This is a genomic window from Vibrio sp. D431a (genome assembly GCF_030248655.1).
Classification (GTDB): domain Bacteria; phylum Pseudomonadota; class Gammaproteobacteria; order Enterobacterales; family Vibrionaceae; genus Vibrio; species Vibrio alginolyticus.
The window spans coordinates 134578-159907 of record NZ_JAHGAP010000015.1; the positions used below are offsets into that span (position 1 = coordinate 134578).

At 45.7% G+C, this 25330-nt stretch carries 25 protein-coding genes; 20 read left to right on the forward strand and 5 right to left on the reverse strand.

The features are described from left to right. The first annotated feature begins 20 nt into the window (after positions 1 to 20). From flgH to KJB35_RS13640, 6 genes are read left to right on the forward strand one after another with little or no spacing between them, the layout of a single operon-like run. On the forward strand, positions 21 to 692 hold the full coding sequence (gene flgH, locus KJB35_RS13615) for a flagellar basal body L-ring protein FlgH (protein WP_017635111.1): 672 nt from the start codon (positions 21 to 23) through the stop codon (positions 690 to 692). Continuing rightward, complete coding sequence (locus KJB35_RS13620) at positions 677 to 1813, forward strand: flagellar basal body P-ring protein FlgI (protein WP_139831986.1); 1137 nt, start codon at positions 677 to 679, stop codon at positions 1811 to 1813. Before flgH ends, KJB35_RS13620 begins: the two co-directional genes overlap by 16 nt. Positions 1814 to 1823: 10 nt before the next feature. Then, positions 1824 to 2372: a rod-binding protein gene (locus KJB35_RS13625; RefSeq protein ID WP_005374002.1), complete on the forward strand. Its 549-nt coding sequence runs from the start codon at positions 1824 to 1826 to the stop codon at positions 2370 to 2372. Beyond that, complete coding sequence (gene flgK / locus KJB35_RS13630) at positions 2373 to 3746, forward strand: flagellar hook-associated protein FlgK (protein ID WP_005374000.1); 1374 nt, start codon at positions 2373 to 2375, stop codon at positions 3744 to 3746. A gap of 13 nt (positions 3747 to 3759) precedes the next feature. Beyond that, positions 3760 to 4659: a flagellar hook-associated protein FlgL gene (gene flgL, locus KJB35_RS13635; RefSeq protein WP_213907742.1), complete on the forward strand. Its 900-nt coding sequence runs from the start codon at positions 3760 to 3762 to the stop codon at positions 4657 to 4659. Positions 4660 to 4677: 18 nt separating this feature from the next. After that, positions 4678 to 5718, forward strand: a complete 1041-nt coding sequence (locus tag KJB35_RS13640; protein ID WP_005373996.1) for a flagellin — start codon at positions 4678 to 4680, stop codon at positions 5716 to 5718. A gap of 88 nt (positions 5719 to 5806) precedes the next feature. Here the strand turns inward: KJB35_RS13640 and KJB35_RS13645 are convergent, their stop codons facing one another. Continuing rightward, positions 5807 to 8470 (reverse strand): DUF2339 domain-containing protein, encoded by a 2664-nt coding sequence (locus KJB35_RS13645; protein ID WP_373417403.1) that lies wholly within the window; start codon positions 8468 to 8470, stop codon positions 5807 to 5809. Between the two features lie 440 nt (positions 8471 to 8910). Here KJB35_RS13645 and KJB35_RS13650 point away from each other — a divergent pair, with 440 nt between their 5' ends. The 4 genes from KJB35_RS13650 to KJB35_RS13665 all read left to right on the forward strand — a co-directional run bounded on the left by KJB35_RS13650 (position 8911) and on the right by KJB35_RS13665 (position 13076). Continuing rightward, positions 8911 to 10710 (forward strand): sodium:proton antiporter, encoded by a 1800-nt coding sequence (locus KJB35_RS13650; protein ID WP_213907745.1) that lies wholly within the window; start codon positions 8911 to 8913, stop codon positions 10708 to 10710. Between the two features lie 238 nt (positions 10711 to 10948). After that, positions 10949 to 11968 carry a type 2 isopentenyl-diphosphate Delta-isomerase gene (gene fni / locus KJB35_RS13655; protein WP_005373993.1) on the forward strand — a complete coding sequence of 340 codons (1020 nt, stop codon included), beginning with the start codon at positions 10949 to 10951 and terminating at the stop codon, positions 11966 to 11968. A 194-nt stretch (positions 11969 to 12162) separates the two neighbouring features. Beyond that, entirely contained in the window at positions 12163 to 12426 is a 264-nt protein-coding gene (locus KJB35_RS13660; protein ID WP_005373992.1) for a DUF3012 domain-containing protein, read from the forward strand. Between the two features lie 251 nt (positions 12427 to 12677). Continuing rightward, positions 12678 to 13076 carry a GFA family protein gene (locus KJB35_RS13665; RefSeq protein ID WP_005373991.1) on the forward strand — a complete coding sequence of 133 codons (399 nt, stop codon included), beginning with the start codon at positions 12678 to 12680 and terminating at the stop codon, positions 13074 to 13076. A 96-nt stretch (positions 13077 to 13172) separates the two neighbouring features. On the opposite strand, the gene KJB35_RS13670 is transcribed toward KJB35_RS13665, so the two are convergent. Next, a complete protein-coding gene (locus tag KJB35_RS13670; RefSeq protein WP_025768015.1) occupies positions 13173 to 13523 on the reverse strand; it encodes a rhodanese-like domain-containing protein in 351 nt (116 codons plus the stop codon). A 268-nt stretch (positions 13524 to 13791) separates the two neighbouring features. On the opposite strand from KJB35_RS13670, the gene KJB35_RS13675 reads away from it, so the two are divergent. From KJB35_RS13675 to KJB35_RS13685, 3 genes are all read left to right on the forward strand, one after another. Next, entirely contained in the window at positions 13792 to 14082 is a 291-nt protein-coding gene (locus KJB35_RS13675; protein WP_005373989.1) for a co-chaperone GroES, read from the forward strand. 33 nt (positions 14083 to 14115) lie between these two features. Next, complete coding sequence (groL, locus tag KJB35_RS13680; RefSeq protein ID WP_047102791.1) at positions 14116 to 15714, forward strand: chaperonin GroEL; 1599 nt, start codon at positions 14116 to 14118, stop codon at positions 15712 to 15714. A 105-nt stretch (positions 15715 to 15819) separates the two neighbouring features. Next, positions 15820 to 16029, forward strand: coding sequence for a hypothetical protein (locus KJB35_RS13685; RefSeq protein ID WP_005373984.1), 210 nt, complete (start codon positions 15820 to 15822; stop codon positions 16027 to 16029). A 131-nt stretch (positions 16030 to 16160) separates the two neighbouring features. Here KJB35_RS13685 and KJB35_RS13690 read toward each other — a convergent pair whose 3' ends face one another. Then, positions 16161 to 16772: a LysE family translocator gene (locus tag KJB35_RS13690; protein WP_017635118.1), complete on the reverse strand. Its 612-nt coding sequence runs from the start codon at positions 16770 to 16772 to the stop codon at positions 16161 to 16163. Between the two features lie 109 nt (positions 16773 to 16881). On the opposite strand from KJB35_RS13690, the gene KJB35_RS13695 reads away from it, so the two are divergent. Both KJB35_RS13695 and KJB35_RS13700 read left to right on the forward strand, forming a co-directional pair. Beyond that, positions 16882 to 17772 (forward strand): LysR family transcriptional regulator, encoded by an 891-nt coding sequence (locus KJB35_RS13695; RefSeq protein WP_005388706.1) that lies wholly within the window; start codon positions 16882 to 16884, stop codon positions 17770 to 17772. A gap of 59 nt (positions 17773 to 17831) precedes the next feature. Further along, positions 17832 to 18203 carry a VOC family protein gene (locus KJB35_RS13700; RefSeq protein ID WP_005373979.1) on the forward strand — a complete coding sequence of 124 codons (372 nt, stop codon included), beginning with the start codon at positions 17832 to 17834 and terminating at the stop codon, positions 18201 to 18203. Between the two features lie 98 nt (positions 18204 to 18301). Here the strand turns inward: KJB35_RS13700 and KJB35_RS13705 are convergent, their stop codons facing one another. After that, the gene (locus tag KJB35_RS13705; RefSeq protein WP_017635120.1) at positions 18302 to 18523 is read right to left on the reverse strand and encodes a hypothetical protein; all 222 of its coding nucleotides are present in this window, start codon (positions 18521 to 18523) and stop codon (positions 18302 to 18304) included. A gap of 122 nt (positions 18524 to 18645) precedes the next feature. Here KJB35_RS13705 and KJB35_RS13710 point away from each other — a divergent pair, with 122 nt between their 5' ends. Then, positions 18646 to 19173: a TetR/AcrR family transcriptional regulator gene (locus KJB35_RS13710; RefSeq protein ID WP_005373975.1), complete on the forward strand. Its 528-nt coding sequence runs from the start codon at positions 18646 to 18648 to the stop codon at positions 19171 to 19173. 44 nt (positions 19174 to 19217) lie between these two features. Here KJB35_RS13710 and KJB35_RS13715 read toward each other — a convergent pair whose 3' ends face one another. Continuing rightward, complete coding sequence (locus KJB35_RS13715; RefSeq protein WP_161440815.1) at positions 19218 to 20168, reverse strand: helix-turn-helix domain-containing protein; 951 nt, start codon at positions 20166 to 20168, stop codon at positions 19218 to 19220. A 184-nt stretch (positions 20169 to 20352) separates the two neighbouring features. Here KJB35_RS13715 and KJB35_RS13720 point away from each other — a divergent pair, with 184 nt between their 5' ends. The 4 genes from KJB35_RS13720 (at position 20353) to KJB35_RS13735 (ending at position 25300) form a co-directional block, all read left to right on the forward strand. After that, positions 20353 to 21765 (forward strand): ethanolamine ammonia-lyase subunit EutB, encoded by a 1413-nt coding sequence (locus KJB35_RS13720; RefSeq protein WP_005373972.1) that lies wholly within the window; start codon positions 20353 to 20355, stop codon positions 21763 to 21765. Further along, positions 21758 to 22642 carry an ethanolamine ammonia-lyase subunit EutC gene (eutC, locus tag KJB35_RS13725; protein WP_017635123.1) on the forward strand — a complete coding sequence of 295 codons (885 nt, stop codon included), beginning with the start codon at positions 21758 to 21760 and terminating at the stop codon, positions 22640 to 22642. Before KJB35_RS13720 ends, eutC begins: the two co-directional genes overlap by 8 nt. An 11-nt stretch (positions 22643 to 22653) precedes the next feature. Further along, positions 22654 to 24057 (forward strand): ethanolamine permease, encoded by a 1404-nt coding sequence (gene eat / locus KJB35_RS13730; protein WP_171342651.1) that lies wholly within the window; start codon positions 22654 to 22656, stop codon positions 24055 to 24057. Between the two features lie 187 nt (positions 24058 to 24244). Next, positions 24245 to 25300, forward strand: coding sequence for a nitronate monooxygenase family protein (locus tag KJB35_RS13735; RefSeq protein WP_017635125.1), 1056 nt, complete (start codon positions 24245 to 24247; stop codon positions 25298 to 25300). The last annotated feature ends 30 nt before the right edge of the window (positions 25301 to 25330 follow it).

Here is a 25330-nt window from a genome sequence, read left to right on the forward strand (position 1 = left end):
TGATGATGAAGGAAAAAGCAATGAAATGGCTTTCTAAGAGTTGGGCAGTAGCCGCCGTGTTGCTGGTGGGATGTGCTGGCCGTCAGGAATTTATTCCGCCTGAGCCGAATGCTGAGGAATATGCACCACCAACGCTCGATTACACGCTGCCGGAAACCCAATCTGGTAGCCTTTATCGTCACCAATACACGATGACTCTGTTCCAGGATCGTCGTGCTTACCGAGTTGGCGATGTATTAACGGTTCAATTATCAGAAGAAACCTCATCGAGTAAAAATGCGGGTACTAAGTTCGGTAAAAGTTCAGCAATTAACTTTGTGGCGCCGACCATAGGCACGAAAACTATCGATGAGTTAGGGGTTAGCGTGGATGGCAAACGTAACTTCGATGGCAGTGCATCAAGTTCACAAGGCAACAAGCTTCAAGGTGCCATTACGGTAACGGTACACGAAGTATTACCTAATGGCGTATTGCGTATCAGCGGTGAAAAATGGCTTCGTCTGAATCAAGGCGACGAGTTTATTCGTCTAACCGGTATCGTCCGTGTGGATGATATTAACCGCAGTAACCAAGTTTCTTCTCAACGAATTGCTGATGCAAGAATTACCTACGCAGGTCGCGGAGCGCTAGCTGACAGCAACGCAGCCGGGTGGCTAACTCAGTTCTTCAACAGCCCATGGGTACCTTTCTAATGAAGACAATGCAATCTTTCTTTATGTCTCTCCTATTGGTGTTGACCTTGGGACTACCAGGCACTTCACGTGCTGAAGCGGAAATTCCGATCATGGACTTGGTCGATGTTCGCGGCATTCGAGAAAACCAACTGGTTGGTTATGGTTTGGTAGTTGGCTTAGCCGGCCAAGGTGACCGAAACCAAGTGAAATTTACCTCTCAATCTATTACCAACATGCTACGTCAGTTTGGGGTTCAAATTGATGACAGTATGAACCCTAAGCTACGAAATGTGGCTTCTGTGAGTGTGACAGCGTCCGTTGACCCAATGGCAGGCCCAGGACAAACGTTGGATGTGGTTGTGTCTTCAATCGGTGATGCAAAGAGCCTTCGCGGTGGTACGTTATTGCTAACGCCTTTACGTGGTATTGATGGCGAAGTGTACGCGATTGCGCAAGGTAACGTGGTTGTGGGCGGCTTATCTGCAGAGGGGCGAAGTGGCTCCAAAGTAGAAGTAAACACACCAACGGCGGGTCGCGTTCCGAATGGTGCGACTTTAGAGAGAGAAATCAAAACCGATTTCAACCAACGTGATGAAATCACCCTAAACCTGCGCAAGCCTAGCTTCACTACAGCAAAAAATATTGCGCGTGAAATTAACAACACTTTTGGACCTAAAGTTGCAGTTGCGATCAATAAAGCGCGCATTGATATGCGTGCACCAAAAGATACACAGCAGCGTGTCGTCATGATGTCGATGCTTGAAGAAATGAGCGTCGTTGAAGGCCGTAAACCTGCTCGTATTGTCTTTAACTCTCGCACTGGCACCGTAGTGATCGGTAAGAGTGTCAAAGTGAGTGAAGCAGCAGTAAGTCACGGTAACTTGACCGTGCGAATTTCTGAATCACAACAAGTTAGTCAGCCTAATGCGTTTGCAAATGGCGATACGAAAGTCGTTAACCAAACGGACCTTGATGTGAATGAAGATCTCGCTCAGATGGTGATTTGGCCTCCAGGCACGGAACTTAACACCATAGTTAATGCGGTAAATAGTTTAGGTGCCACGCCTACAGACTTGATGTCTATCCTGCAAGCTTTGAGTGAAGCGGGTGCATTGAACGCTGAATTGGTCGTGATATAAGGAGTTAAGGATGAAGCTAGACAGTACCAATGAACAAACTCAGTTAAATTCGATGCTTTATCACGACAATAGTGCATTGGCTAACATCAAGCATAGTCGTGATCAAGAAGGCGCACTTGAAGTCGTCGCAGGTCAATTTGAGGCAATGTTCCTACAAATGGTGTTACGCCAAATGCGCAGCAGTAGTGATGCTCTTGCTGATAAAGACAGCCCGTTCGCCAGTCAGCAACAAGGGGTATTCCGTGATATGTATGACGGTCAGCTGGCGATGGAACTAGCAAAGAAACAGAGCTCAGGCATTGCCAATATGCTCATCCAGCAGCTGAGCCCGTCTATGCGTGAGGTTGCTTTCGATGCTGCGCGCAACATCTCATCCGCTAACGATGGTAAAGCTTCGAATTCTGAATCTATCTCACAAGTAGATTCTAAAGAGGTGGAGAAGAATTCAAGCCTATTTAATACCGCTTCTCAAGCCGTCGCCTCTGTTAAACAGGTATTCGGTGAGGCCGGTATGACTACCGCGTTTTCTCAGCCGTTGATCAGAAAAATGGAGCTGTAAATGAACCTAGTTAATATTGCCCTTTCAGGTTTAGGCGCGAACCGTGTGGCCCTAGACGTAACCGCGCAAAACGTGGCAAACGTGAATACCGTGGGTTACAGTCGTCAACAAGCGTTGATGGCGTCTGTCGATGATGGTAAAGCCAATCGCTTAAGTCCAGGTTTAGGGGTAGAAGTCACTAGCATTCGCCGCGTTACTGATCAATTTCTGATTAAGCAAACGTGGTCGACTAACAGTATGGCGGCATACGCATCTGGATACACCAGTAACATGAGTCAGCTGGAGAATACGCTTGGTGCCGATGGTTTCAGTATATCGGCTGGCTTGGACTCGCTAAACGCTGCGCTTAACGATGCGACCGTTAAGCCGGAATCCATACCTTACCGCCAGCAGATCATTAACGAATCTGAAGCTTTGGCCCGCCGCTTTAATACGCTTACCGAGTCTTTATACAATCAACATAAAGACATGAGCGACCAACGTAATGCAGCGCTTAACCACGCGAATAGCCTTATGGAAAATATCGCGAAGGTGAACAAGCAACTGGTAGAGATGCAAGGTACAGGTGGTAATCCATCACAGTTAATGGATGAACGAGATAGGTTAATCGGTGAGTTATCTCAAACCATTGAAATCAAAACAACACAGCAGCATGACGGCAGTGTTCAGGTCACACTAACCTCTGGTCAACCGCTTGTGATGGGTACGGACCATGGCAAACTGGAAGCCATTCCTGACCCGAGTGATCCTTACTTAGCGGACTTACACGTCACGTTCTCGAATCAAAGCTTTGCGATTGGTGACTCGCTTGGTGGCAAATTAGGTGCGATTAATGACTATCAAACCGAAGTGTTGAAACCAAACCAACTGGCTCTGAATGACATGGCGAAAGCTCTCGCGGATGAATACAACGCCGTGCTTGCAACTGGCAAAGACTTAAATGGCAACCCAGGTAAACCTTTGTTCAGCTATGACCCAGCAAACCCTGCAGCCAGTTTGGATATTACCAAGCTAACTCCAGATGAGCTTGCGTTCTCAAGTGATGGAACACCTGGTAACGCAGATGCGTTGCAATCATTGATCGAGTTAAGCAACAAGCCAGTGGCGGTATCAGGTTACGGCTCAGTAAGCTTGAACGATGCCTTTAGTTCAATGGTGGGTCAAACCGCAATTAAAGCACGCCAAGCTAATGCTGATTATCAAGCGAAGTTAGCCATGAACAAGCAAGCGCACGCAGCTCGCGATAATGTTAGTTCCGTAAACAGCGATGAAGAAGCGGCTAACCTAATGATGTTTGCTAATGCGCACAATGCCAACATGAAAGTGATCAGCACAGCAAATCAACTGCTCGATTCTATTCTGCAGTTATTCTAAGAGGAAAGTTTAGATGCGAATTAGTGACAATCAATTTAGTCAAATGATGTTGCACAGCTTGCAGAGCAATAGCTCGGGATTAGGCGAAGCTCTGCAACAGATGTCTACTGGCAAGCGCTTAACCAAGCTGTCTGACGATCCAATGGCTTCGATCAAGTTGCTTAACTTAGACCGAGAAACCAGTGCGATTGCTCAGTACAAAAACAACATTGAAAACGTAAAAACGACGCTATCGAGTCAAGAAACCCATTTAGATTCGATCAAAGAAAGCTTAAAAAGCATGCGAGACATCGCGCTTTGGGGTGCGAACGGCTCTCTTACTGACGAAAGTCGTGGCGGTATGATTACAGAGCTTAAGAGTTACCGTGATTCTATTGAGTCGTCTTTTAACGCGCAGGATGAAGAAGGGCACTACCTTTTCTCTGGTACTAAAACGGATACTGCGGCTGTAAGTAAAGCGAGCGGCAGCTACGTAATTGAAGGTAATAGTGACAAGCGCGTAGTAACAATTGCTAAAGGCGTCACGATGGATTCCAATATGACTGCAAAAGAAATATTGGACCTTGGGGGAGGCCATAACGTGCTTAACCAAATTGATGCGCTGATCAAAGAGTTTGAGAGCCCTACCGCCAACTTCAGAGCTGAAGTTGAGGCGAGTATCAGCGCTATCGACGATACTTTTTCAAACGTACTAGGGACCATGACTGAGATTGGTGGTCGACACAACAACTTAGATCTTGTTGGTGGCGCGCACAGTGAAAACAAGCTGTTCGTTGACAAGGTATCTGGAGACCTCTCTGCTCTGGACTATGGTGAAGCGTCGGTACGATTGAGTAATTACATGGCCGCTTTGCAAGCAACGCAAGCAAGCTATGTGAAGATCGATGGTTTGTCGCTGTTTGACCGTTTATAAGGTTAGGAAGTTCTTTTTATGGTAATGAGTACAGTAGAGGTTAGACCCCATAGCATACGCTTAGGTGGACAAGAACAAGCCTCTATCATGCCGACCCGTTCTGCAGACTCAAGTACGGCAATTAAACCGCGCCCGGCGCAAATTCAGGCTGACACTGCGTCAGCCTACTCTGTATCTGGTATTCAGCTTACGCAGGGTCAGCAGCAAGCCACGGCGGTTCAGATCGCGTCCAAATCGCTGCAGGTGATTGGCAAAGAGCTCACGCAAATTAAACGTGGTTTGACGCAAGCTATTAATCAAGGCGTACAAAATGTTCCTGGTTTGCAGGATACATTGGTTCGTTCTAAAGCCACCATCCAAAAAGTCGTTGAGCAAGCACGTTTCGATGGCCAGAAAGTCCTAAATAACGAACTGCACTTAAAACTGGATAAAGCGGACATTCGTCGCTTTTCTATTCCAGGTTTGAATGTTCATCGCTTAAGCGACAAGGCCGAGCAAATCCGTTTGGATTTTCCTCAAGGTCAAGCGGTGATGATTCAGTTTGATGGACAATCAGACGGTGAGCGAACGGTCAAAATGCTGGATCGCAGCTTGATTGCGTTAGGAATGCGAGCCTCATTAGCCGATGATGGCAGCATTTTATTTGAAGCCAGAGACAACGCTTATCAACAAATGCAGCAAAAGGTGATGGTAACGGGGGAAGGGCACCGATTCCCTGCGGGACAGCCTAACGTTTTGAACTTAAAGTCTGAGCCAGATGGTATTGCGGAGCTCGGGTTTGATCTAGGCTCACGCGACGGCATCAAGCAGACGATTGCCAAAGTAAATCAGCATCTGAAACAAGTTCAAACGAGCTTGCAGGAAGCGAAAGCTTTTCATGGTGAACTGAATACTCAAATGCGTTCTATCCAAACCAAAACCGCACAGCTTTCAGTCAATGAGGTGAATGCAAAACTGGATGGATTCATGCAAAAGTCTGGCGAGTTTACTTCGACTTTTCAGGCATTGAATGCGCAAGCAAACGTGCGTCGTCATACCGTGGTCGCTTTACTGAAGTAACGAACACTCCAATGATTCCCGGCTTTACACTGTTATCGTCCCCCAATAACGAAAACAGCGCACTGTCGGGAATCTCTCTTTGACTCGTCTAGGGCTCGAGTGCTTTTGCCACCGAACGATTCAATTTCTGGAATAGCCATCCAAGTGCTATCAAAGATGCACCTAAGCCTAAGAAGCTTATTGCTCGCCAGAACCCATCCAGAGAGCTCACATCCCATAAGAATACTTTCAGTGCGACACCGGCAAGGACCACTAGACCGACACGCTGCATCATCAGCCCCTGTTGGGTCACGCCGCGCCAAGTCAGCAATCCACCTACGAGCAAGCCAGCCACTGAATAACTGAACAACTCTGCCATGCTGGTTGGCTGATACAGCATCATCGATGTGGTTTGCCAGAATTGACGGATAGACATCCCCAACCAAATGGCTGCAAGTAAAAAGCCTAGACTAGCAATCGCAAATCGATGAACTTGCAACGTATTCCAGCGTTTAAATGTTGCGATAAGCAGGATGCAAGCTGGTAACAGCCAGCCGATACTCAGCATGTTAAAGATGGGAAGTGCTTGTGCCGAGACGTTATCAGTCACCAACGGCGATTCTGCCGTATTAAGCAAAATAATCAATATAGCGAACGCGCACCAAAGCAAGTAACTATAGATTTCGTAGATACGACTTAAGCGTTGCGCAAATTGGCTGCGGTAGCTGTATACCAAACCCATAACTAATGCTTGATTGGCAAAGACTGCCGCACTTGTGAAGTCGATGTGCCCCAAGTAACCATATTGCCCCGTTAACCAGTAGTTAGTTTGGGTGAACAATGCCATTAAGAATACATGTAAAAACGCCCCTTCAAACCAGTTGGTCAGTTCTCGGTCCACTTGTTTTAGTGTTGAACGAGCATAAGACAAGATGAAGAGAGAAGGCAGATAACTCATAAGAACCCAAGCCCAATGCCCAGCTTCTACCGGTTGCCATTCGGGGATGAAAGGTAGCAGCGTGAGTCGGATAACCAGTATTCCCATTGCCACTTTAATCGCCCAACTCGCAGGTCGAAATAACCCGACTTGAGCCTGTAAGGCCATTATCGCAACTTGTATTGAGATTGCTGTTGTTAACCAAGTATCGCTCAACCAAACAAAAGCGATACCTACGATTAAAGCATGCATAACGGCACAGCATTCTAATGCCAACGAACGTGCACGCTGACCAAGCACAACGTAGTAAGTGGCCATCAATGCGCAGAATGCAGTCCAATACCACAGGTAGCCTTGCATAAATTCGTCAATATAAAACAACGTAATTAAGCTCATCGCGGGAGCCAGTACCAGCAGAAGCAGCCCACTGAGTTGCGAACGGTCACTAAGTGATTGGCAATATGTTCGATAGCAGATCAGCGCAATACTCACCGCCAATGCGAATAGGATGCTAGCTTCTCGCTCTAACATATACAGCGCATCAAAAGCGATAGTAAGAACAATCTGCGCGGTTGCCGAGACGAGAATGGATGGCAAAAATACACGTAATGACCAGCCTGTACGAAGTGCTGGTAGCCAGATGATCGCAACAAGCAGCGTATAACAGTACGCTATTTGTAGAGTGTTCAGCTCCGGCATTCTGGTGACGGCAGAAAAGGTCAATAATACAATTGCGAGAGCGGTAGCGGTCGGCGAGTTTGTCCACTTGCTTTGATAGTGACGAAAGCGAGGATTGAGCATCCAACCCATTCTCGGAACCGCGAAAATGAGATACAAAGTGATGGAGAGATAAATCGCGAGCCACGAGAACAACAGTTCTGTTGGTACACTCTCAATCAACAGCAACATCCAAATGACATGTGGAATCGCGATACTTGGCGTAATCCATGCCCTACGCACTTTTTGCATCAATAAGGTCGCCGCGAACGAAATCGCGCAGATGTATCCGGCTAACAAAAAGTAGTTGGGTTCACTACCTCCAATCCACAGTGGTGCTGTGTAGCCACCAATTAAGCCAAGCACGGCCATTAACGGCCCTTGTCGCAATGATAATGCTAAACTGAAAAATGCCGCTGAAGCCAAAATGATCAACGAGATACTTGGCGTTAGCATTTGATAAACCACAAAGGCAAAAATGACGGTGCAGTAAATGCCCGTTAATCCCGTACCGGTAACGGCAGCAGGAACATACGTAAAGCCTTGGGCTCGTGCTGCCCGTTGCGGATTCTGTTGTTCTTTACGGTGAAACCACTCGCCAACAAGCACCATAAGTAATGAGAGCACAAAGGCAAAGGACACTCGCATAAATGGCGAAAACTGGATGTGGCTACCAATCACCTGTACGAGATAACCTCCACCGATCAGCATGGCCAATGCGCCTACCCAAACCAACCAATTTTCTTGGATGTTGCTAAGCAGGCTCTGAACTTTACTCTGAAGGAATGACTCATTTTCTTGACTAAAAACATCCAGTTGCATTTCTCTTGTCTGGGCGTGCCCTTGATTCGCAGCGCTCTGGTCCAAGTCTAAGTTGGCAGCTGGATCATGTTCCCCAGAGGATGAGACATTTTTCTGTTGTGATTCTATGTGAGGTGACGTCGCTACAGATGGTGTGTCTTTTTCGATGCTGGATTGTTGGTGCACTTGTGGGTTTGAGCCCCCATGGACACTGGCTCGTAGTGATGTGACTTCCTCACGAAGTTTGGCTAGTTCTTTTTCTAAAAGTGCAGCTCGGTTGGCGGCTTTCACTCCGATGAGGATGGCGAGACACGCCATGAACAGTGCTAGTATTACGTACAATCCATTTCTCCTTGCGTACGTCGCGTGACCCACGATTCTTAACTTTGAGCACTTACGCTAAAGCTTAGTTCATGCTCTATGCCTTAGCCTCATATAGTGCTAGGTTCCGCGCTTTCTTCAGAAATCATTCTACATAATGAAACTCAATGCGTAATGATGAATTCGACAAAGTCGCACACTTGTGTGCCACTTTAAGACCTGATGAACAAAAATGAGTCGTTAAGTCATTGGGGGTCAACTATATTCATAGTTCTGATGCGATCGCCAAAGGACTTCAAACATGTGCGTTTCGTAGCGATGTCATCGAAGGTCAGTCGTTTGATTTGCACGTTCGGTTGTTTCTATTTGACCGTAAGGCTGAATGTATTCGGGTATAGCGCATTCACGCGAAAAAAGACAAAAACAGGTAATTATTGATGCAAGTGGGTAATGAAGCGCTGGTGCTGTCAGCGGTTGGGGTTATTGGTTTAGGTTGCCAATGGTTAGCTTGGCGATTGCGTTTGCCAGCGATTTTATTTTTGTTGTTGGCAGGGCTGATCGTCGGGCCATTTATGCAGTGGTTAAATCCTGATGAGATATTAGGTAATTTGCTCTTTCCGTTGGTCTCTTTGGCGGTGGCAGTGATTTTATTTGAAGGCAGTTTGACCTTAAATTTTAAAGAAATTCGTGGCGTGAGTGGTTCGGTATGGAGCATTGTTTCCATCGGGGCGATCATTTCGTGGGCGGCGACCAGTATCGCAACACACTATTTCCTCGGCTTTACTTGGGAGCTTGCCATGTTGTTCGGCAGCTTAACCGTAGTAACAGGGCCGACGGTCATCGTGCCACTTCTACGAACCGTAAGACCTAACAGTACGCTTGCTAACATTTTGCGATGGGAAGGGATTTTGATTGACCCGCTCGGTGCGCTTTTTGTTGTGATGGTTTACGAGTTTATCGTATCTCACAGCGCGATAAATAGCGTCGAAGTGTTTGGGGCGATCATTGCTGTCGGTGTCATGCTAGGTGCGGCCTCAGGCTATGCAGTTGCGACGATCATGCGTCGCTCTTGGCTACCGGAATATTTGCAGCCATTTGCGGTTTTGATGGTGGTTCTAGGTGTATTTTCGGTCTCTAACCACATTGAGTCTGAAGCTGGGTTACTAACCGTCACCGTAATGGGTATGTGGCTCGCAAACGCTAAAGACATCAATATTCAGCAAATTCTGCACTTTAAAGAGCATTTAACCATTTTACTGATCACCGGATTGTTCATCTTCCTTGCGGCTCGAATCAGTCTGGATGATTTTGCTGCGCTAGGTAGCGGTGCGTTATTGTTGTTTGTATTTATGCAGTTAGTGTCGCGTCCGTTATCGATTTTTCTTTCAACCTTCCGCAGCAACTTGCGTCTTAAAGATAAGCTGTTTTTGTCTTGGGTTGCACCGCGCGGTATTGTTGCTGCTTCGATTTCGTCTCTTTTCGCGATCAAATTGACCGAATACGGCATTGATGAAGCGATTTTACTGGTCCCTATGACCTTCATGGTGATTATAGGAACGGTCGTGTTACAAAGTGCGACGGCACGTCCTGTAGCGCTGACGTTGGGCGTTGCAGAGCCAGCACCACGCGGCTTCTTGTTGATTGGTGCTAACCGAGTAGCAAGAGAAATAGGGCAGGCGCTGGCGCGTTATGACCGCCGCGTATTAATGACTGACTCAAACTGGGAGTACATCAGTCAGGTTCGTATGTTGGGGTTGGATTACTATTACGGCAACCCTATTTCTAGTCACGCGGACGACAACTTGAACTTGATAGGAGTTGGACAAGTGGTTGCATTAACGCCCGATCAGCATTTCAACATTATGGCTTGCATGCAATTCGTCGACGAGTTTGGGGAAGATAAAGTTCACTGCTTACAAAAAGTGAAAACCAACGGCAATGGCAGCGAGAAGCACTCCGTGGCTCAGGAGTACCATGGTAAATTGCTGATGGGCGGCAATGTAAGCTATACCCAGCTAGCCAGTATGTTAAGTCGTGGTGCAGAGGTTAAACACACGAAATTGAGCGATAACTTCACGTATCAAGATTATTTAGCGCATCACAAAGGTAGTTCAGTTGTACCGCTGTTCCATGTAGAAGAAAAAGGAAAAATTCAATTCTGTGATGATCCCGAACAGTTTGAACCAACGACGACAAGCACTGTTGTGTCGCTAATTCTGTCGGACAGCGTAAAGTAAACTACAGAGCAATGTGATCCATTTTCATCATGGGTATCGTACGCTGATTATCTCAATTTGAAGAGAAACTTGCCGGCTTGTTTAAAACGGAAAGCGAGTTTCTTTTCTTATAATGTCAGGGGCAGTCGAGATTCATTACTCGTTTCGGAAAAGTAATCCGGCAAATTCACAAAATTCGCATTGACGTTACTGATAAGGATCGCAATACTGCGCGACTGTTTTACTTTAGGGTGACATTATGGCTCCGCAAACTAACCGAAAAGATTTACACCTAGATGCTGTTTTACATCATGATATGAGCATGAAGCATAAAACGGCGGGTTTTGAGTCTGTCGAGTTTGAACACTGTGCGCTGCCAGAATGTGACTTTCACGCGATCGATTTATCGACAGAGTTTCTTGGTCATCAATTAGCGCTACCGTTTTTGATTAGCTCGATGACTGGCGGAGCAAAAGACGCAGAAACGATCAATTGTCGTTTAGCTGAAGCAGCAAGTGAATTAGGTATTGCCATGGGTGTGGGCTCGCAACGGATTAGCTTAGAAGAAAGTCAGCATTCGGGCTTGGGTAAAACCATTCGTGAGTTGGCGAAAGAAGTACCGTTGTATTCCAATCTTGGAGCCGCTCAATTGCTCGATAAAGGTAAACTCGATAATGCGCAACGTGCGGTTGAGGCGATTCAAGCCGATGCCTTGTTTGTGCACGTTAATCCAATGCAGGAAGCGTTTCAGAAAAATGGCGACCACAATTGGGTTGGTGTTTTCCAGGCAATTGAGATGCTTAAATCTCGCGTGAAGGTTCCTATCATTATCAAAGAAGTCGGTTTTGGTATTAGCGGACACGTTGCGCAGCGATTAATTGATGCTGGTGTGGATGCAATTGACGTTGCGGGCGCGGGTGGCACAAGCTGGAGTGCGGTTGAAGGGTATTGCCAAGATAATCCGAAAATGCAGCGTGCAGCCGAGCTTTTCCGCGATTGGGGTGTCCCTACAGCAACATGTTTGGCTCAAATCCGCGCACTGCATCCTACATTACCCTTGATCGCCTCGGGAGGTGTTCATAACGGACTTGAAGCGGCGAAAGCCATTCATTTGGGGGCTAATCTCATTGGGCAAGCTGGTGCGGTATTAAAAGCTGCGACGATCAGCACGCAGTCTGTCGTCGATCACTTTGAACAAATGGCATTAGAGCTGCGTTTAACGTGCTTTGGTACTGGCTCTTTTAAGGTTGGTGAGCTAACAAAAGCGCGCTGCCTATAGCTTTTAGAATGGCGCGCTTTACACAGAGTCGCTCAATAATTTTTCGATGTCTTAACACGTAGACTGATAATTTCGTTATAGTTGATACAAAAGTCACTTCAGCTAGTGACGCCTTTATTCAGACACTTGAATGGGCACGTGTTGAAGAGATTGAGTTTAATTTTACTATTGTTTGCAACTGGAACCTTAAATTTATGAAAAAACTAGTCATGCTGATGTTGGCGGCTTCTGCTTTGACCGCTTGTAGTGATGAAGTGGGCACTGAAGGCTGGTGTAACGACATGCGCGATAAGCCAAAAACAGAATGGACAGCAGACAACGCGGTAGACTTTGCAAAGCATTGTGTTCTGCAAGATGGTGTCGGCAGCGAGCAATGGTGTGAAAACCTGAAAGATAAGCCGAAAGGTGACTGGACTGCAAACGAAGCGACCAGCTTTACTAAACACTGCATTTTTTAAGCACAGCGGAAAGCGCCTTTTCTGAGGCGACATTCTGTGAGGTAAACACCAAGCGTTATTGCTTGGTGTTTTTGTATCTAAAATAGCTCTATTTTTCACGTGTCAGCGCACTTCCCTCTGAATGGAAAGTTTTACATTTTCGTTTCATTTTTGAAAACCTGTATTGCCTGTCTTTAATTTTTCGTATTGCAATGGCATGGTGTCGAGATAGCCATCTAATTCAATTAGATTCATAACAAAAAGGAATTCAAATGGAAGTACTAAAAGGCTCATGTCTGTGCGGCAAGGTAAAGTTGGAAGTGGCAGATGAATTTAAGTACATGGGAAATTGCCATTGCTCTGAATGCCGCAAGTTCACAGGTTCTGACTATTCATCTGCCGGTGGTATTGCGTTGGATAAACTGCTTATTATCCAAGGGAAAGAAGATATTCAAACTTATCAGAAAAGCGAAAATACCATGCTATGCTTTTGTCGCCACTGCGGATCGAGCCTGTATTCGAAAAAGAACAATGGGATCGTCAATATTCGCCTTGGTATCTTGGATGACACACCTTCTCACAAGCCTGATTTCCATATTTTTGTCGCATCGAAAGCGCCATGGATCGAGATATCGGATAACCTGACTCAATTTGATGCAGGGCCCAGATAGTAGAGTTGTTGTAGATAAGTATTTAGAAACAGAGCGCGTTACAATACGCTTGCGACGCGCTCTGTGCTTTTACTTTGTATATTAGAACGGAGACGACTATTTGGCGTCTTGTAGTTCTTCAAAGCCACCTGCATTGTGCAGATTCGTAAAGCCTTGCGATTGTAAGTATTGATACGCTTTGCCAGAGCGGTTACCACTGCGACAGTACAACACGATAGCTTGATCTTTATCGACGTCTTGAAAATGTTTATCAAGTTCAGATAAAGGGAAGTTGACGGCATTATCCAAATGCCCTTCAGAAAACTCTTGCGGCGTGCGCACATCGACAATCATCGCGCCCTCGTCAATCAATTGCCAACCTTGTTCAGCGCGTTCAGAAGCTGACACGTTGGGTGAGAGGAAGCCAACGCATAACGTTGCAAGAAATAGAGATACGGCCTTTTTCATTGTTTGATTATCCTTTTTAAGAGTACGTAACCACTCTAGATTTGATTGAGCACATTTTCTATCATAAAGAGATGCTAAGTGGTTGTGAATGCGATAATTCGATAGAAAATTTTATTTAATTTAATAAAAAATTTTTATCAAATTCACCTCTTGAACTCTCATTTTTCGACCTTATTATTTTCATCGAAAGCGAGCTGTCGACTCGCAAATCCATCTTGATGTTTATTTTGTCTTTTATTTTTTGGTTCCAAGTAGGAGGCACTTAAAAATGAAAATTCGTCCTTTAAATGACAAGCTAATTGTTGAAAGACAAGAGGTGGAAAATAAATCTGAAGGGGGAATCGTTTTAACTTCTCAGTCGGTGAAAAAATCAAACCGCGGGAAAGTCATTGCTGTTGGTTTAGGTAAACGTCTTGAAAATGGCGAACGCGCTGCGATGGAAGTCAAAGTGGGCGACCAAATCATTTTCAATGACGGTTACGGCGTGAAAACCGAGAAAATTGACGGCGCAGAATACTTAATTCTGTCCGAATCTGATGTGTTAGCAATCGTTGAGTAATTATTTTTGTAGTAGTTTTTTGAGGAGATAACCATGGCTGCAAAAGACGTATTATTTGCTAATGACGCACGTCAAAAAATGCTGAAAGGTGTGAACTTACTGGCGGACGCAGTAAAAGTGACACTAGGCCCGAAAGGCCGCAACGTTGTGCTTGATAAATCTTACGGCGCGCCAACCATCACCAAAGATGGCGTGTCTGTAGCGAAAGAAATCGAACTGAAAGATAAGTTCGAAAACATGGGCGCACAAATGGTGAAACAAGTGGCGTCCAAAGCGAATGATGAAGCGGGGGACGGTACAACGACGGCTACCGTACTGGCGCAATCTTTCATCAATGAAGGTCTTAAAGCGGTAGCCTCTGGCATGAACCCAATGGACCTAAAACGTGGTATCGACAAAGCCACTGAAGCGGCGGTTGAGAAACTACGTGAAATGTCTAAGCCATGCAGCGACAAAGAATCCATCATCCAAGTGGGTAGCATTTCTGCAAACAGCGATCGCGCGATCGGTGAAATCATTGCAGAAGCGATGGAAAAAGTGGGTCGCAATGGAGTGATTACGGTGGAAGAAGGCCAAGGTCTAGACAACGAATTGTCTGTGGTTGAAGGTATGCAATTTGACCGCGGTTACTTGTCGCCATACTTCATCACTAACCAAGAAAATGGCAGCGTCGAGCTAGACAACCCATACATCTTATTGGTGGACAAAAAAGTCAGCAGCATCCGCGAGCTATTGCCTGTACTAGAAGAAGTAGCGAAATCTTCTCGCTCGCTATTGATCATTGCTGAAGACATCGAAGGTGAAGCGTTAGCGACATTGGTTGTGAACAACATGCGCGGCATCGTGCGTGCGACCGCGGTGAAAGCGCCTGGCTTTGGTGACAACCGTAAAGCGATGATGGAAGACATTGCGGTACTAACTGCTGGTACGGTCATCTCTGAAGAAATCGGCCTAGAGCTCGAAAAAGCAACGTTAGAGCAACTAGGTAGTGCGAAGAAAGTGACCATTACCAAAGACACAACAACCATTGTGGGTGGCGCAGCAGAAGCAAGCGCGATTGCTGATCGTGTGGCTTCGATTGAAAAACAAATCGAAACAACCACTTCTCAATACGACAAAGATAAGCTTCAACAACGTGTTGCGAAGCTATCTGGCGGCGTAGCGGTGATCAAGATCGGCGCTGCAACCGAAGTTGAGATGAAAGAGAAGAAAGACCGCGTGGACGATGCGCTACACGCTACTCGCGCAGCGGTTGAAGAAGGTATTGTTGCTGGTGGTGGTGTTGCCCTAACTAAGATCGCGAAAGAATTGGCGGATCTAAAAGGCGACAATGATGACCAAAACGTGGGTATCCGAGTTGCGCTACGTGCAATGGAAGAGCCTCTTCGTCAAATCGCAACTAACGCAGGTGACGAAGCTTCTGTTGTGGCGAACGCTGTCAAAGCTGGTGATTCCGATTACGGTTACAACGCTGCAACAGGTGAATACGGCAACATGATCGAAATGGGCATCTTGGACCCTGCGAAAGTAACACGTTCAGCGCTTCAATTCGCAGCGTCTGTTGCTGGCTTGATGATCACCACTGAAGCGATGATCACCAACCACGTTGAAGACAAAGAACTTGATATCTAACGTCATCAATCGTTAGTGATTAAGTAAGCGTTAAAATAACAATAACATTGCAAAACCTAAGCGGGCTCGCTTGAGCCCGCTAATCAGTCATTTGAGGTAAGTGTTATGACCCGTTTACCTGCGTTTTCTTTCTCAATATCTGAGCCGGGCGGTAATGAAGCTTCGTCAACGTGGCCGACTGCTATTCACTTCCCCCTCGTTCCAGCTGGGCCAGAGTTTTCGATCGAAAATGCTCTGCCTAAACGTCCGACAGTGACGATATTCACTATCGATCTGTCTCAGTTATTTAAAGGGGACGCTCGGGTCATCCATTAACTGTATCGAAACAGCCAGCGCACGTTGGCTGTTTTTTTCTAATTTAAAGTATTGATAATGTAGATTTTTATTTGATTACTGCCACTTGTTCAATGATCAATTTGAACTGGGGTAATCGGACCGCAAGCGCACTACACCTTTAAGCCCAGCATTGCGCCGAAAATGATTAATCCCGCCCCACATGCTTGATTGAGTCGATGCTTAATCTTCAACAAGAAAGCTTGTAGCTGGGATGACGTGAATAAAACAGCAACGATAGAAAACCAAATACCATGCAGCGCAATCATATAAATCCCGTAAAACAAGGCGATGTGTTGCTGACTAGAGTCGGGAGAAATCACTTGGCTAAAAATACTCAGAAAAAACAGCATCGTCTTGGGATTGAGTAAATTACACAGAAATCCCTGCATGAAAAATCGCCACATTGAATACTCGCTCTGTTGAATGGTTTCTGAGTTTGACGCAGGCTGCGAGGAGAATATTCCTTTAATCCCAAGGTAGACAAGATAAGCGGCCCCAAGATAGCGCACGAGATTAAACAACCATTCATTTTGTGAAATTAAGTAACTGATCCCTAGCATGGAGTAAGCGATGTGGATGCTGATCGCCATGCTGATACCAATCGCACTGTATACGCCTGCTTTTCGTCCTTGATTTAAGCTATTTCTTAATACCAAAACAAAGTCTGCGCCAGGGCTAATGACAATAAGCACACCTAATAACGCAAGAGTTACAAATTCCATATCGATTTCCTGTTTGAATGATGAAGTCTGGGATGTAGCGGAATTGTAGGCGTCTTTATTACTGACTATAATCGAAAAACATTCCCATATTGGTGAGAAAAACTCACAGATGCGTCACCTGAAATCTTTTTATGTCTTCCACGTTGCGGCGAGTTCTTCAAGCTACACTGAAGCGGCTGACAAACTGAACATTACCCACGGAGCCGTGAGTAAGCAGATCAAGCAACTTGAGCAATATCTGTCTCAACCTTTGTTCTTCAAAGAGGGCAGGAAAGTCGTGTTGACGGCAGAAGGCGAATTACTCAAGACATACACAGAAACGGCATTCCAAACGCTAGAAACAGGCGTGAATACGCTTATTCAAGAGAAGCATCAGCATCTTGAAGTGTCTTGTGAACCGACATTAACCATGCGCTGGTTGATGCCAAGGTTGGCCGCGTTTAATGATGAACACCGTGCTGATGTTCGTTTGTCGACGGCTGGTGGCCCGGTAACATTAGGATCAACTGGGCTTTCGATGGCGATTCGTCGAGACGATTTTGCGCAGCATCACGATTACGACAAAACCATTCTTGTGGAAGAGTGGGTGGGGCCGGTATTTTCTCCTGAGTATTGGCAATCCATTAAAGACAATTTGAAAGCAGCTCGATTGTTGAATAGCCAAACCAGACCGAATGCTTGGGCGGATTGGCAGCAATCAACACGTTGTGAAACTTTCAACGGCAACACTCAGCAATCATTCGCGCATTTTTATTTTTGCATACAAGCCGCAGTGGATGGCTTAGGCGTCGCAATGGGATCGTATCCTTTTGTCATGGACGATATTAAGCGTGGTAATTTGGTCGCACCATTTGGGTTTTCTCCATCAAGTTGCAATTACGTTTTATTGAGTCAAGATAAAAAGCGTACAGAACTCGAACATAAATTTATCACGTGGTTACAAACGCAAATGGCAGAGTGTGTGCCACTGTCATCACAGCAGATTACGCAAGGCGAATAGAAGGCATAGAGCGAGATTACGTCAGTCAGTTTTATGGAAAAAGGCTTAGGAAATTGGAAATGGAAAACCTCAATATTGTTGAAATCAAATCATTTGTTCCGGCGAAAGATTACGCGCTATCAAAACGCTTTTATGAGGCGATTGGCTTTGAAATGGCGTCGGACTTCGGTGATGTAGCATACTTCTCTCAAGGTAGCTGCGCGTTTCTTTTACAGAATTTTTATGAGCCAGAACACGGCAATAACTTCATGATGCACTTGCTCGTAGAAGACGCAGAAAGTTGGCATCAACACTTATCCAAAGTGGGTCATGAGGAATTTGGTTCGCGTTTGACAGAGCTAGTCGAGCAACCTTGGGGCATGCGCGAATGTTGTTTGTTTGACCCTAGTGGCGTTTTATGGCGAATTGGCCAGAACATGAATACTGACTAAAGCCAGTCTTATTTTCACCGCATCTACGCGCAGGTATTGAGATCTCGATATCTGCGCGTTTTCTTTTTTACTTAGCCTTGCCAACGTTTGTAGCGCACTCACGCCTTTTTCGAGGTGGTGTGCGATGGGCTAACGCCAAAAAACTCCTCAAGCAGCATGGCTTTGAGTTCCGCTCTGACTTCTGCGCCACCGATTAACGCCAAAAGTGCGAGTCCTCCTGGAATAAGGATGACCATTAATATCGGTCTTAAAATATACGAAAAGCAGAAGATGGTCGGGAAGAAAATCAATCCTTGGCCTAGTTTGTTTAATACGTACATGAGCGATTCCTTTTGTTTTTATATAAAATGAGCATGCTCAATCTTATAAATGAGCGCGCTCAATTTGTCAATCTCAACCACGCAAGGTATGATCCTTTCAGGCTCATTAAGCAGACACATCAATGACGAAGCGACAACAAACCAGAGATAAAATTCTAAAAGCCGCATGGGCATCTTTTGCTCAAAATGGCTATGACATGACGACCACAAGGCAGATAGCGAGAGAAGCAGGAGTAGCCGATGGTACAGTGTTTAGCCATTTCCCGACTAAACTGTCGATTTTGCGCGAAGGGATGCTGGCGCAACTGCAACAGATCAGCCAAGAAACGCTAGTCAGTGTGGAAGGTAAAACCGATATCGACATTGGTTTGGCGCTGACGGAGAAATACTATCGCTACTATTTTGCGAACGTTGAGCTGAGCCGAGCTTTGTTGAAAGAAGTGATTTGGGATTTGGATTATTATCAGTCGTTTAACCAAGCTTTGTTTCAATCTGTAAACGGAAGCTCCGTCCTTGAGGGAAAAATACCGCTGATTTTTGACTGCTATTTTATGACGTTAATCTCGCACTTGAGCCGTGCAGAACCGGATGTTGAAGCGGCACTTGAAGAGCTTCATGCTAAGTTTCAGCAAATCATTGCGACTGCATAACATGGCCCCAACGCAGGATCTGAAAGAATATACTGCCTGTCATTTTATTTGCTGGGCTCCCATTTTCTCGTTTCAGTTGGCGTCTCACCAAATAGCCGCTTGTAGCTTTGACTGAACTGCCCGAGATGGAAAAAACCAAAGTCAAAAGCGATTTCTGCAATTGTTCGATTATCTTCAGGGTTTTGTAGCACTCTACGTACTTGATTCAGGCGCATTCGATGTATGAACTGCTTTGGGGAAGTATTACAGCAATGTTCAAAGGTGTACTGTAGTGTGCGACGACTGACGTGTACTGCGTCACACAGTTCACTGACGGTTATCGGTGTACGGTAGTCTAGATCCTGTAGCTGTTGTTTTATACGGTGCATCACGTGTTGACGATGAGAGATTGATATCGGATGGCTCGTGTGCAGTGAACTGAGTGAGAACAACTCCAGCACAATATCTTTTAAGATTGCTTGATGTGTGGTTTCAGACCATCTTGGCTCGGCGGAACCAAGTAACGTGCCTAAGTAGTATTTAAGTTGTTGAATGTGTTTTTCCGTCAAACCCGTTAAGTGTAATGTGTTGTTTTGGATACTCCCAAGCTCAAGTTGATTTTCTATGATGTGAACGAAGTTTTTGTCGAGCACTATTCCATAGATAGAAAACTGCTCCGGTGTCATTAACTCAAAATCAGCGCCACCTTGCCTAAGCAAAAGTTGGCTTGAATTAAACTGACTGTGATTTAGGTGTAGCGGCTTATTTTCCGCACTCAAACCCAACCAAATACCTCCCTCTTCAACCCTGCATTGCTGTCTTAGCGAGCGGTTACTGTCTTCACGAAACACATGGAAATTGGGAAATCGTCGTTCTCGAATTTGACCTAAAAATCGACCATCGCTGAGTTGGTCATATTCCTGTTGCCAGTTTATCAGACTCGCAGCTTGTTGGTTTGCATCCTTAGTGTGATGGATGCACAGCATTGGTGCAGTTTGGGGCATTTGGTTACTCATCCTTGTGATGCTCATTCCTTTTTTGTGAGTCATGTTGGAGCAGTATTTACATAACTCATTGTTTATTATTGGTTTATAAATGTTGCCAGTTTTTGATAACGCTACGGAACACATTTGGCAATACTTTCTTAAAGCTTATTGATAGTTCAGCAAAAAGCGAACCAAATAGTGAAGAGGAAGAGCAATGACGGCAACTTATCGTCGGCAACAAGGAAGTAAAGTCTATACCTTTAAGTCATTAGCTGACTTGATGGCGAAAGCGACACCGGAGCGCTCAGGCGATGCGTTAGCCGGGGTTTGTGCTCAGTCAGCGGCAGAACGTGTAGTCGCACAAATGGCGCTGTCTGAGTTACCACTTAAAACGTTTCTTAACGAGGCGGTTATTCCATACGAAAGCGACGATATCACTCGCCTAATTATCGATACGCATGACCTTGAAGCCTTTAAGCAGATTGAGCACTTGACGGTCGGAGATTTTCGAAATTGGCTGCTGAGTGAAGAAGCCGATGGTGAAACGTTGGCTAAAATTCGTCAAGGTTTAACACCAGAAATGGTGGCCGCAGTCAGTAAGATTATGCGCAACCAGGATTTGATTCTCGTTGCTAAAAAATGCCAAGTTGTCACGGCTTTTCGGAATACGATAGGTTTGCCGAGTCGCCTGTCTACTCGCTTACAGCCGAATCATCCCACTGATTCTCTCAACGGTATCGCAGCGACCATTTTTGATGGTCTGATGTACGGAAATGGCGATGCGGTTATCGGTATCAATCCGGCAACAGATAATGTGCCTCAAGCTATCAAGTTAATGAACTTAATGGATGAGGTGATTCAACACTATCAAATACCGACTCAGTCTTGTGTGTTAACTCATGTAACGAACACGATCGAAGCCATTGAAATGGGCGCACCAGTCGATCTCGTTTTTCAGTCGATAGGCGGCACGCAAGGGACGAATGATACCTTCGGAATCGACTTGTCGATTTTGAAAGAGGCCCATGAAGCCGCGTTGTCTTTGAATCGAGGTAGCGTAGGAAACAATGTGATGTATTTTGAAACCGGACAAGGTACCGCGCTGTCTGCGAATGCATTTCATGGGGTCGATCAACAGACTTGTGAAGCCCGTGCTTATGCTGTCGCGAAACAGTTCGATCCTTTGTTGGTTAATACAGTTGTTGGGTTTATTGGCCCTGAGTATCTGTTTGATGGCAAACAGATCATTCGTGCTGGGCTTGAAGATCATTTTTGTGGGAAGCTGCTTGGTTTACCCATGGGTTGCGACATCTGTTACACCAATCATGCCTATGCCGATCAGAATGACATGGATAATTTGCTGACACTGTTAGGCGTGGCCGAGTGCTCTTTCATCATGGGTATTCCAGGGTCTGATGACATCATGCTCAACTATCAAACTACCTCATTTCACGATGCCCTTTACGCAAGAAAAGTACTCGGTCTGAAGCCAGCTCCAGAGTTTGAACAATGGTTAATGGAGATGCAGATTTTCGAGAGCGTGCAAGACGTTCGGTTAAGTGAGCAAATCTCTCGCTCGTTTTCGGGAGCAATTAACCAACTGAATAAGGGGTATTCTCATGGGTAAAGTAATCACCATTGCTCAGTCCCCACAAGATGAGTCTGAAGTTGTCACATACAACCCGTGGGGCAAGTTACGTGACTTCACCTCTGCTCGGATCGCTCTGGGTCGTAGCGGGAACAGTGTACCAACCAACGAGTTACTCTCATTTCAGCTGGATCATGCCCAAGCTATGGATGCAGTGCATTGCAGTTTGAATATTGAGTCTCTCGTTGCTGGTTTGTCGGACTCTTACTCGATTCTTGAAAATACCTTAGAGCCTCCAGTGGTAGTGAGCAGCCGAGTAAGTGATCGGCTTATGTACCTGCAAAGGCCCGATTTAGGAAGGCAACTCGATGAATCTTCTTGGCAAACGCTCAACTTGATAGCAAATGAGCATAACACTGACATTGATCTTGCGATTGTTATTGCTGATGGACTTTCTTCCGTCGCAATTCAAAACCATGCCGTGCCTGTTGTTACTCGATTGATTTCTCTTTTAAGCGCTGATGATGAACATCAATGGAAATTCGCACCTATCACAATCGTAAAGCAAGGAAGAGTAGCGGTAGGGGATGATGTTGGTGAATGTTTTAACGCCAAGGCCGTGCTGGTTTTAATTGGAGAGAGACCCGGTCTAACTTCTCCGGATAGCATGGGTATGTATCTCACTTGGGGGGCTAAACGAGGCTCTAAAGATTCCCAAAGAAACTGCATTTCCAATGTGCGTCCCCAGGGACTCAACTATGACGATGCCTGTGAACGCGCATTTTACTTGCTCAAGGAGGCTCGAAAATTACAACTGTCAGGAGTGAATCTGAAAGATCGCTCAGATATCAATGAGCCAAGTGGCGCAAGCGTTGAAGATAAACACAGCGACAACTTTTTAATTTCATCAAAGTAGAAGGATTTACTATGTCTAAACATCAGGAGTACTTGGCCAAAAGGCAGCTAAAAAGAGGCACCGCAGGTTGGATTTTACTTGCGGGCTTAGGTGTCTCGTATGTTATATCTGGTGACTTCGCCGGTTGGAACTTTGGCATCGCTCAAGCAGGATGGGGAGGCTTTCTTATTGCTGCTATCGCGATGGCAGTAATGTATTTCACGCTAGTATTGTCTTTAGCTGAAATGTCTGCGGCTATTCCTGCTGCGGGTGGTGGTTACAGCTTCGCAAGACAGGCGATGGGGCCGACAGGTGGCTTTTTCACTGGCTTATCAGTTTTGATTGAATATGCGCTCGCGCCTGCTGCGATAGTGATTTTTATTGGCTCAGCAGTTAATGAATTGGTTGGTATCGATGGTCCTGTTGTTTACGCACTTTTCTACGCCGTCTTTATCGCTATTCATATGGCAGGGGTTGGCGAAGCTCTCAAAGTAATGATGGTCATCAGCGGTTTGGCTGTGCTAGCTATTCTAATTACTGCTGCTGTGCTTATTGGTCACTTTGACGTTAATAACTTATTCGATATTGCTCCGGCGACGGCTCAGGCAACAGAAATCTTGCCGTTTGGGTGGTATGGCGTATGGGCTGCGTTGCCATTTGCAATGTGGTTGTTTCTTGCGGTTGAAGGTGTGCCTTTAGCGGCAGAGGAGGCAAAAAATCCGGCAAAAGATGTTCCCAAAGGCATCATTGGTGCGATGCTGTTTTTATTGCTAACCGCAACTCTCGTAGTCTTCCTTTTGGCTGGTGCGGTTGGCTCAAAGGTCATAGGCGATAGCGCGGTGCCATTAGTTGACGCCCTAAAGCTTACGGGCAATTCAACGGTAGCAATGGCCGTGAACTTACTTGGATTGGCTGGCCTTATCGCTTCTTTCTTTTCAATCATTTATGGTTACAGTCGCTTGGTGTTTGCGCTTTCCCGCGCGGGTTATTTACCGCAAACTTTGTCATTAACCAGTGACAAAAAAGTGCCTTCTCGTGCGCTTTTGGTTCCGGGCGTTTTTGGGTTCTTGGTTTCACTTACGGGTGAGGGGGACTTAATCTTGGCGATGGCTGTTGTCGGTGCGACTGTATCGTACGCATTAATGTCCTTGAGCCATATTTTATTGCGAATTAAACAGCCGGAATTAACTCGTCCATATAAAACGCCTGGTGGGATAATTACTTCGAGTATTTCTCTGGTGCTTTCTTTGATCGCAATGACAGGTGTTTATGCTTTTGATCCCTCAGCCTTTTTCATGACAATGGGATTGTTTCTTATCGGTGGTGTTTATTATGGGTTATACAGCCGCAACAAATTGGTGGCAGCAACCGCCGAGGAAGAGTTTGCCATGCTGTCTGTGGCAGAGCTAGAGCTTGAATCAGATGTCGTACGATAGTCACTTTGATTCTTGTTATTCAGCATATTAAGGGAGCCATAGGCTCCCTTTGTCATTTCTATCAAAAGTGCATAGCGCACAAATGCATCACTTTAACTTTATAAGTGTTTAATCATGTGAAAGTCTAGTCTGGATAACGATGGCGCAAATCCATCACAGGTAAAGGTTAAGTTTTCAAGGAAAGATCATGATAAATAAGGTATTTAATACACTTTTGGGAACAGAGTTACCGATTATTCAAGCACCAATGGCCGGTGTGCAAGACAGCCAAATGACCATAGCCGTCAGTAATGTTGGCGGGCTTGGCTCGTTACCTTGTGGAATGCTGAACAAAGACGCCATCGTAAAAGAACTTCAACTTATCAAGCAGGCAACTAACCGACCGTTTAACCTCAATTTCTTTTGCCATGAAATGCCGGAGTATGACGGCAACAAGCACGAAAAGTGGCAAAAAACGCTGCAACCGTATTTTTCCGAGGTTGATGCAACCGTTCAGGCTCAGCCAAACGCTCCGACAAGGATGCCTTTCAATCATGATATTGCTGACGCGATTGAACCATTTGCACCGCCAGTGATCAGTTTCCACTTTGGTTTGCCAGACGATGATCTGTTAGCTCGAATTAGAGGGTGGGGAGGGAAGATCCTTTCGTCAGCGACCACGGTGGACGAAGCACTTTGGCTAGAAGCAAAAGGCGTTGACGGTATTATCGCCCAAGGCTTGGAGGCTGGTGGACACCGAGGTATGTTTTTATCGGATGATTTAACTACTCAATTAAGTTTGATTGCGTTATTACCACAAATCGCCAAACGGGTGAATTTGCCTGTTATTGCTGCAGGCGGAATCGCTGATAGAAGAGGGGTGGAAGCCGCGTTGAGATTAGGAGCGAGTGCCGTTCAAGTTGGCAGCGCCTATTTGTTGTGTGATGAGGCGAAAACATCGTCTTTACATCGATATGCCATTGCCAGTGAACGCGCGCAACATACCGCTGTGACCAATGTTTTCTCGGGCCGACCAGCGAGAGGCATTGTGAATCGCGCGATGTCGGAGCTAGGCTACATCAGTGAGTTTGCGCCGAAATTCCCATACGCCTCCATTGAAATGGCTCAACTAAGAGCGCTTATGGAAAAGCAAAACCGAGATGAATTCACACCGTTGTGGTGCGGACAAAACTCGTCGGGTTGTAAGGAAATATCGGCGGCAGAAATGACATTGTCATTAGTGGAAGGCATCGATTTAAACTGATATGCATCTTGCCTTTTAAAGCGATGCTGA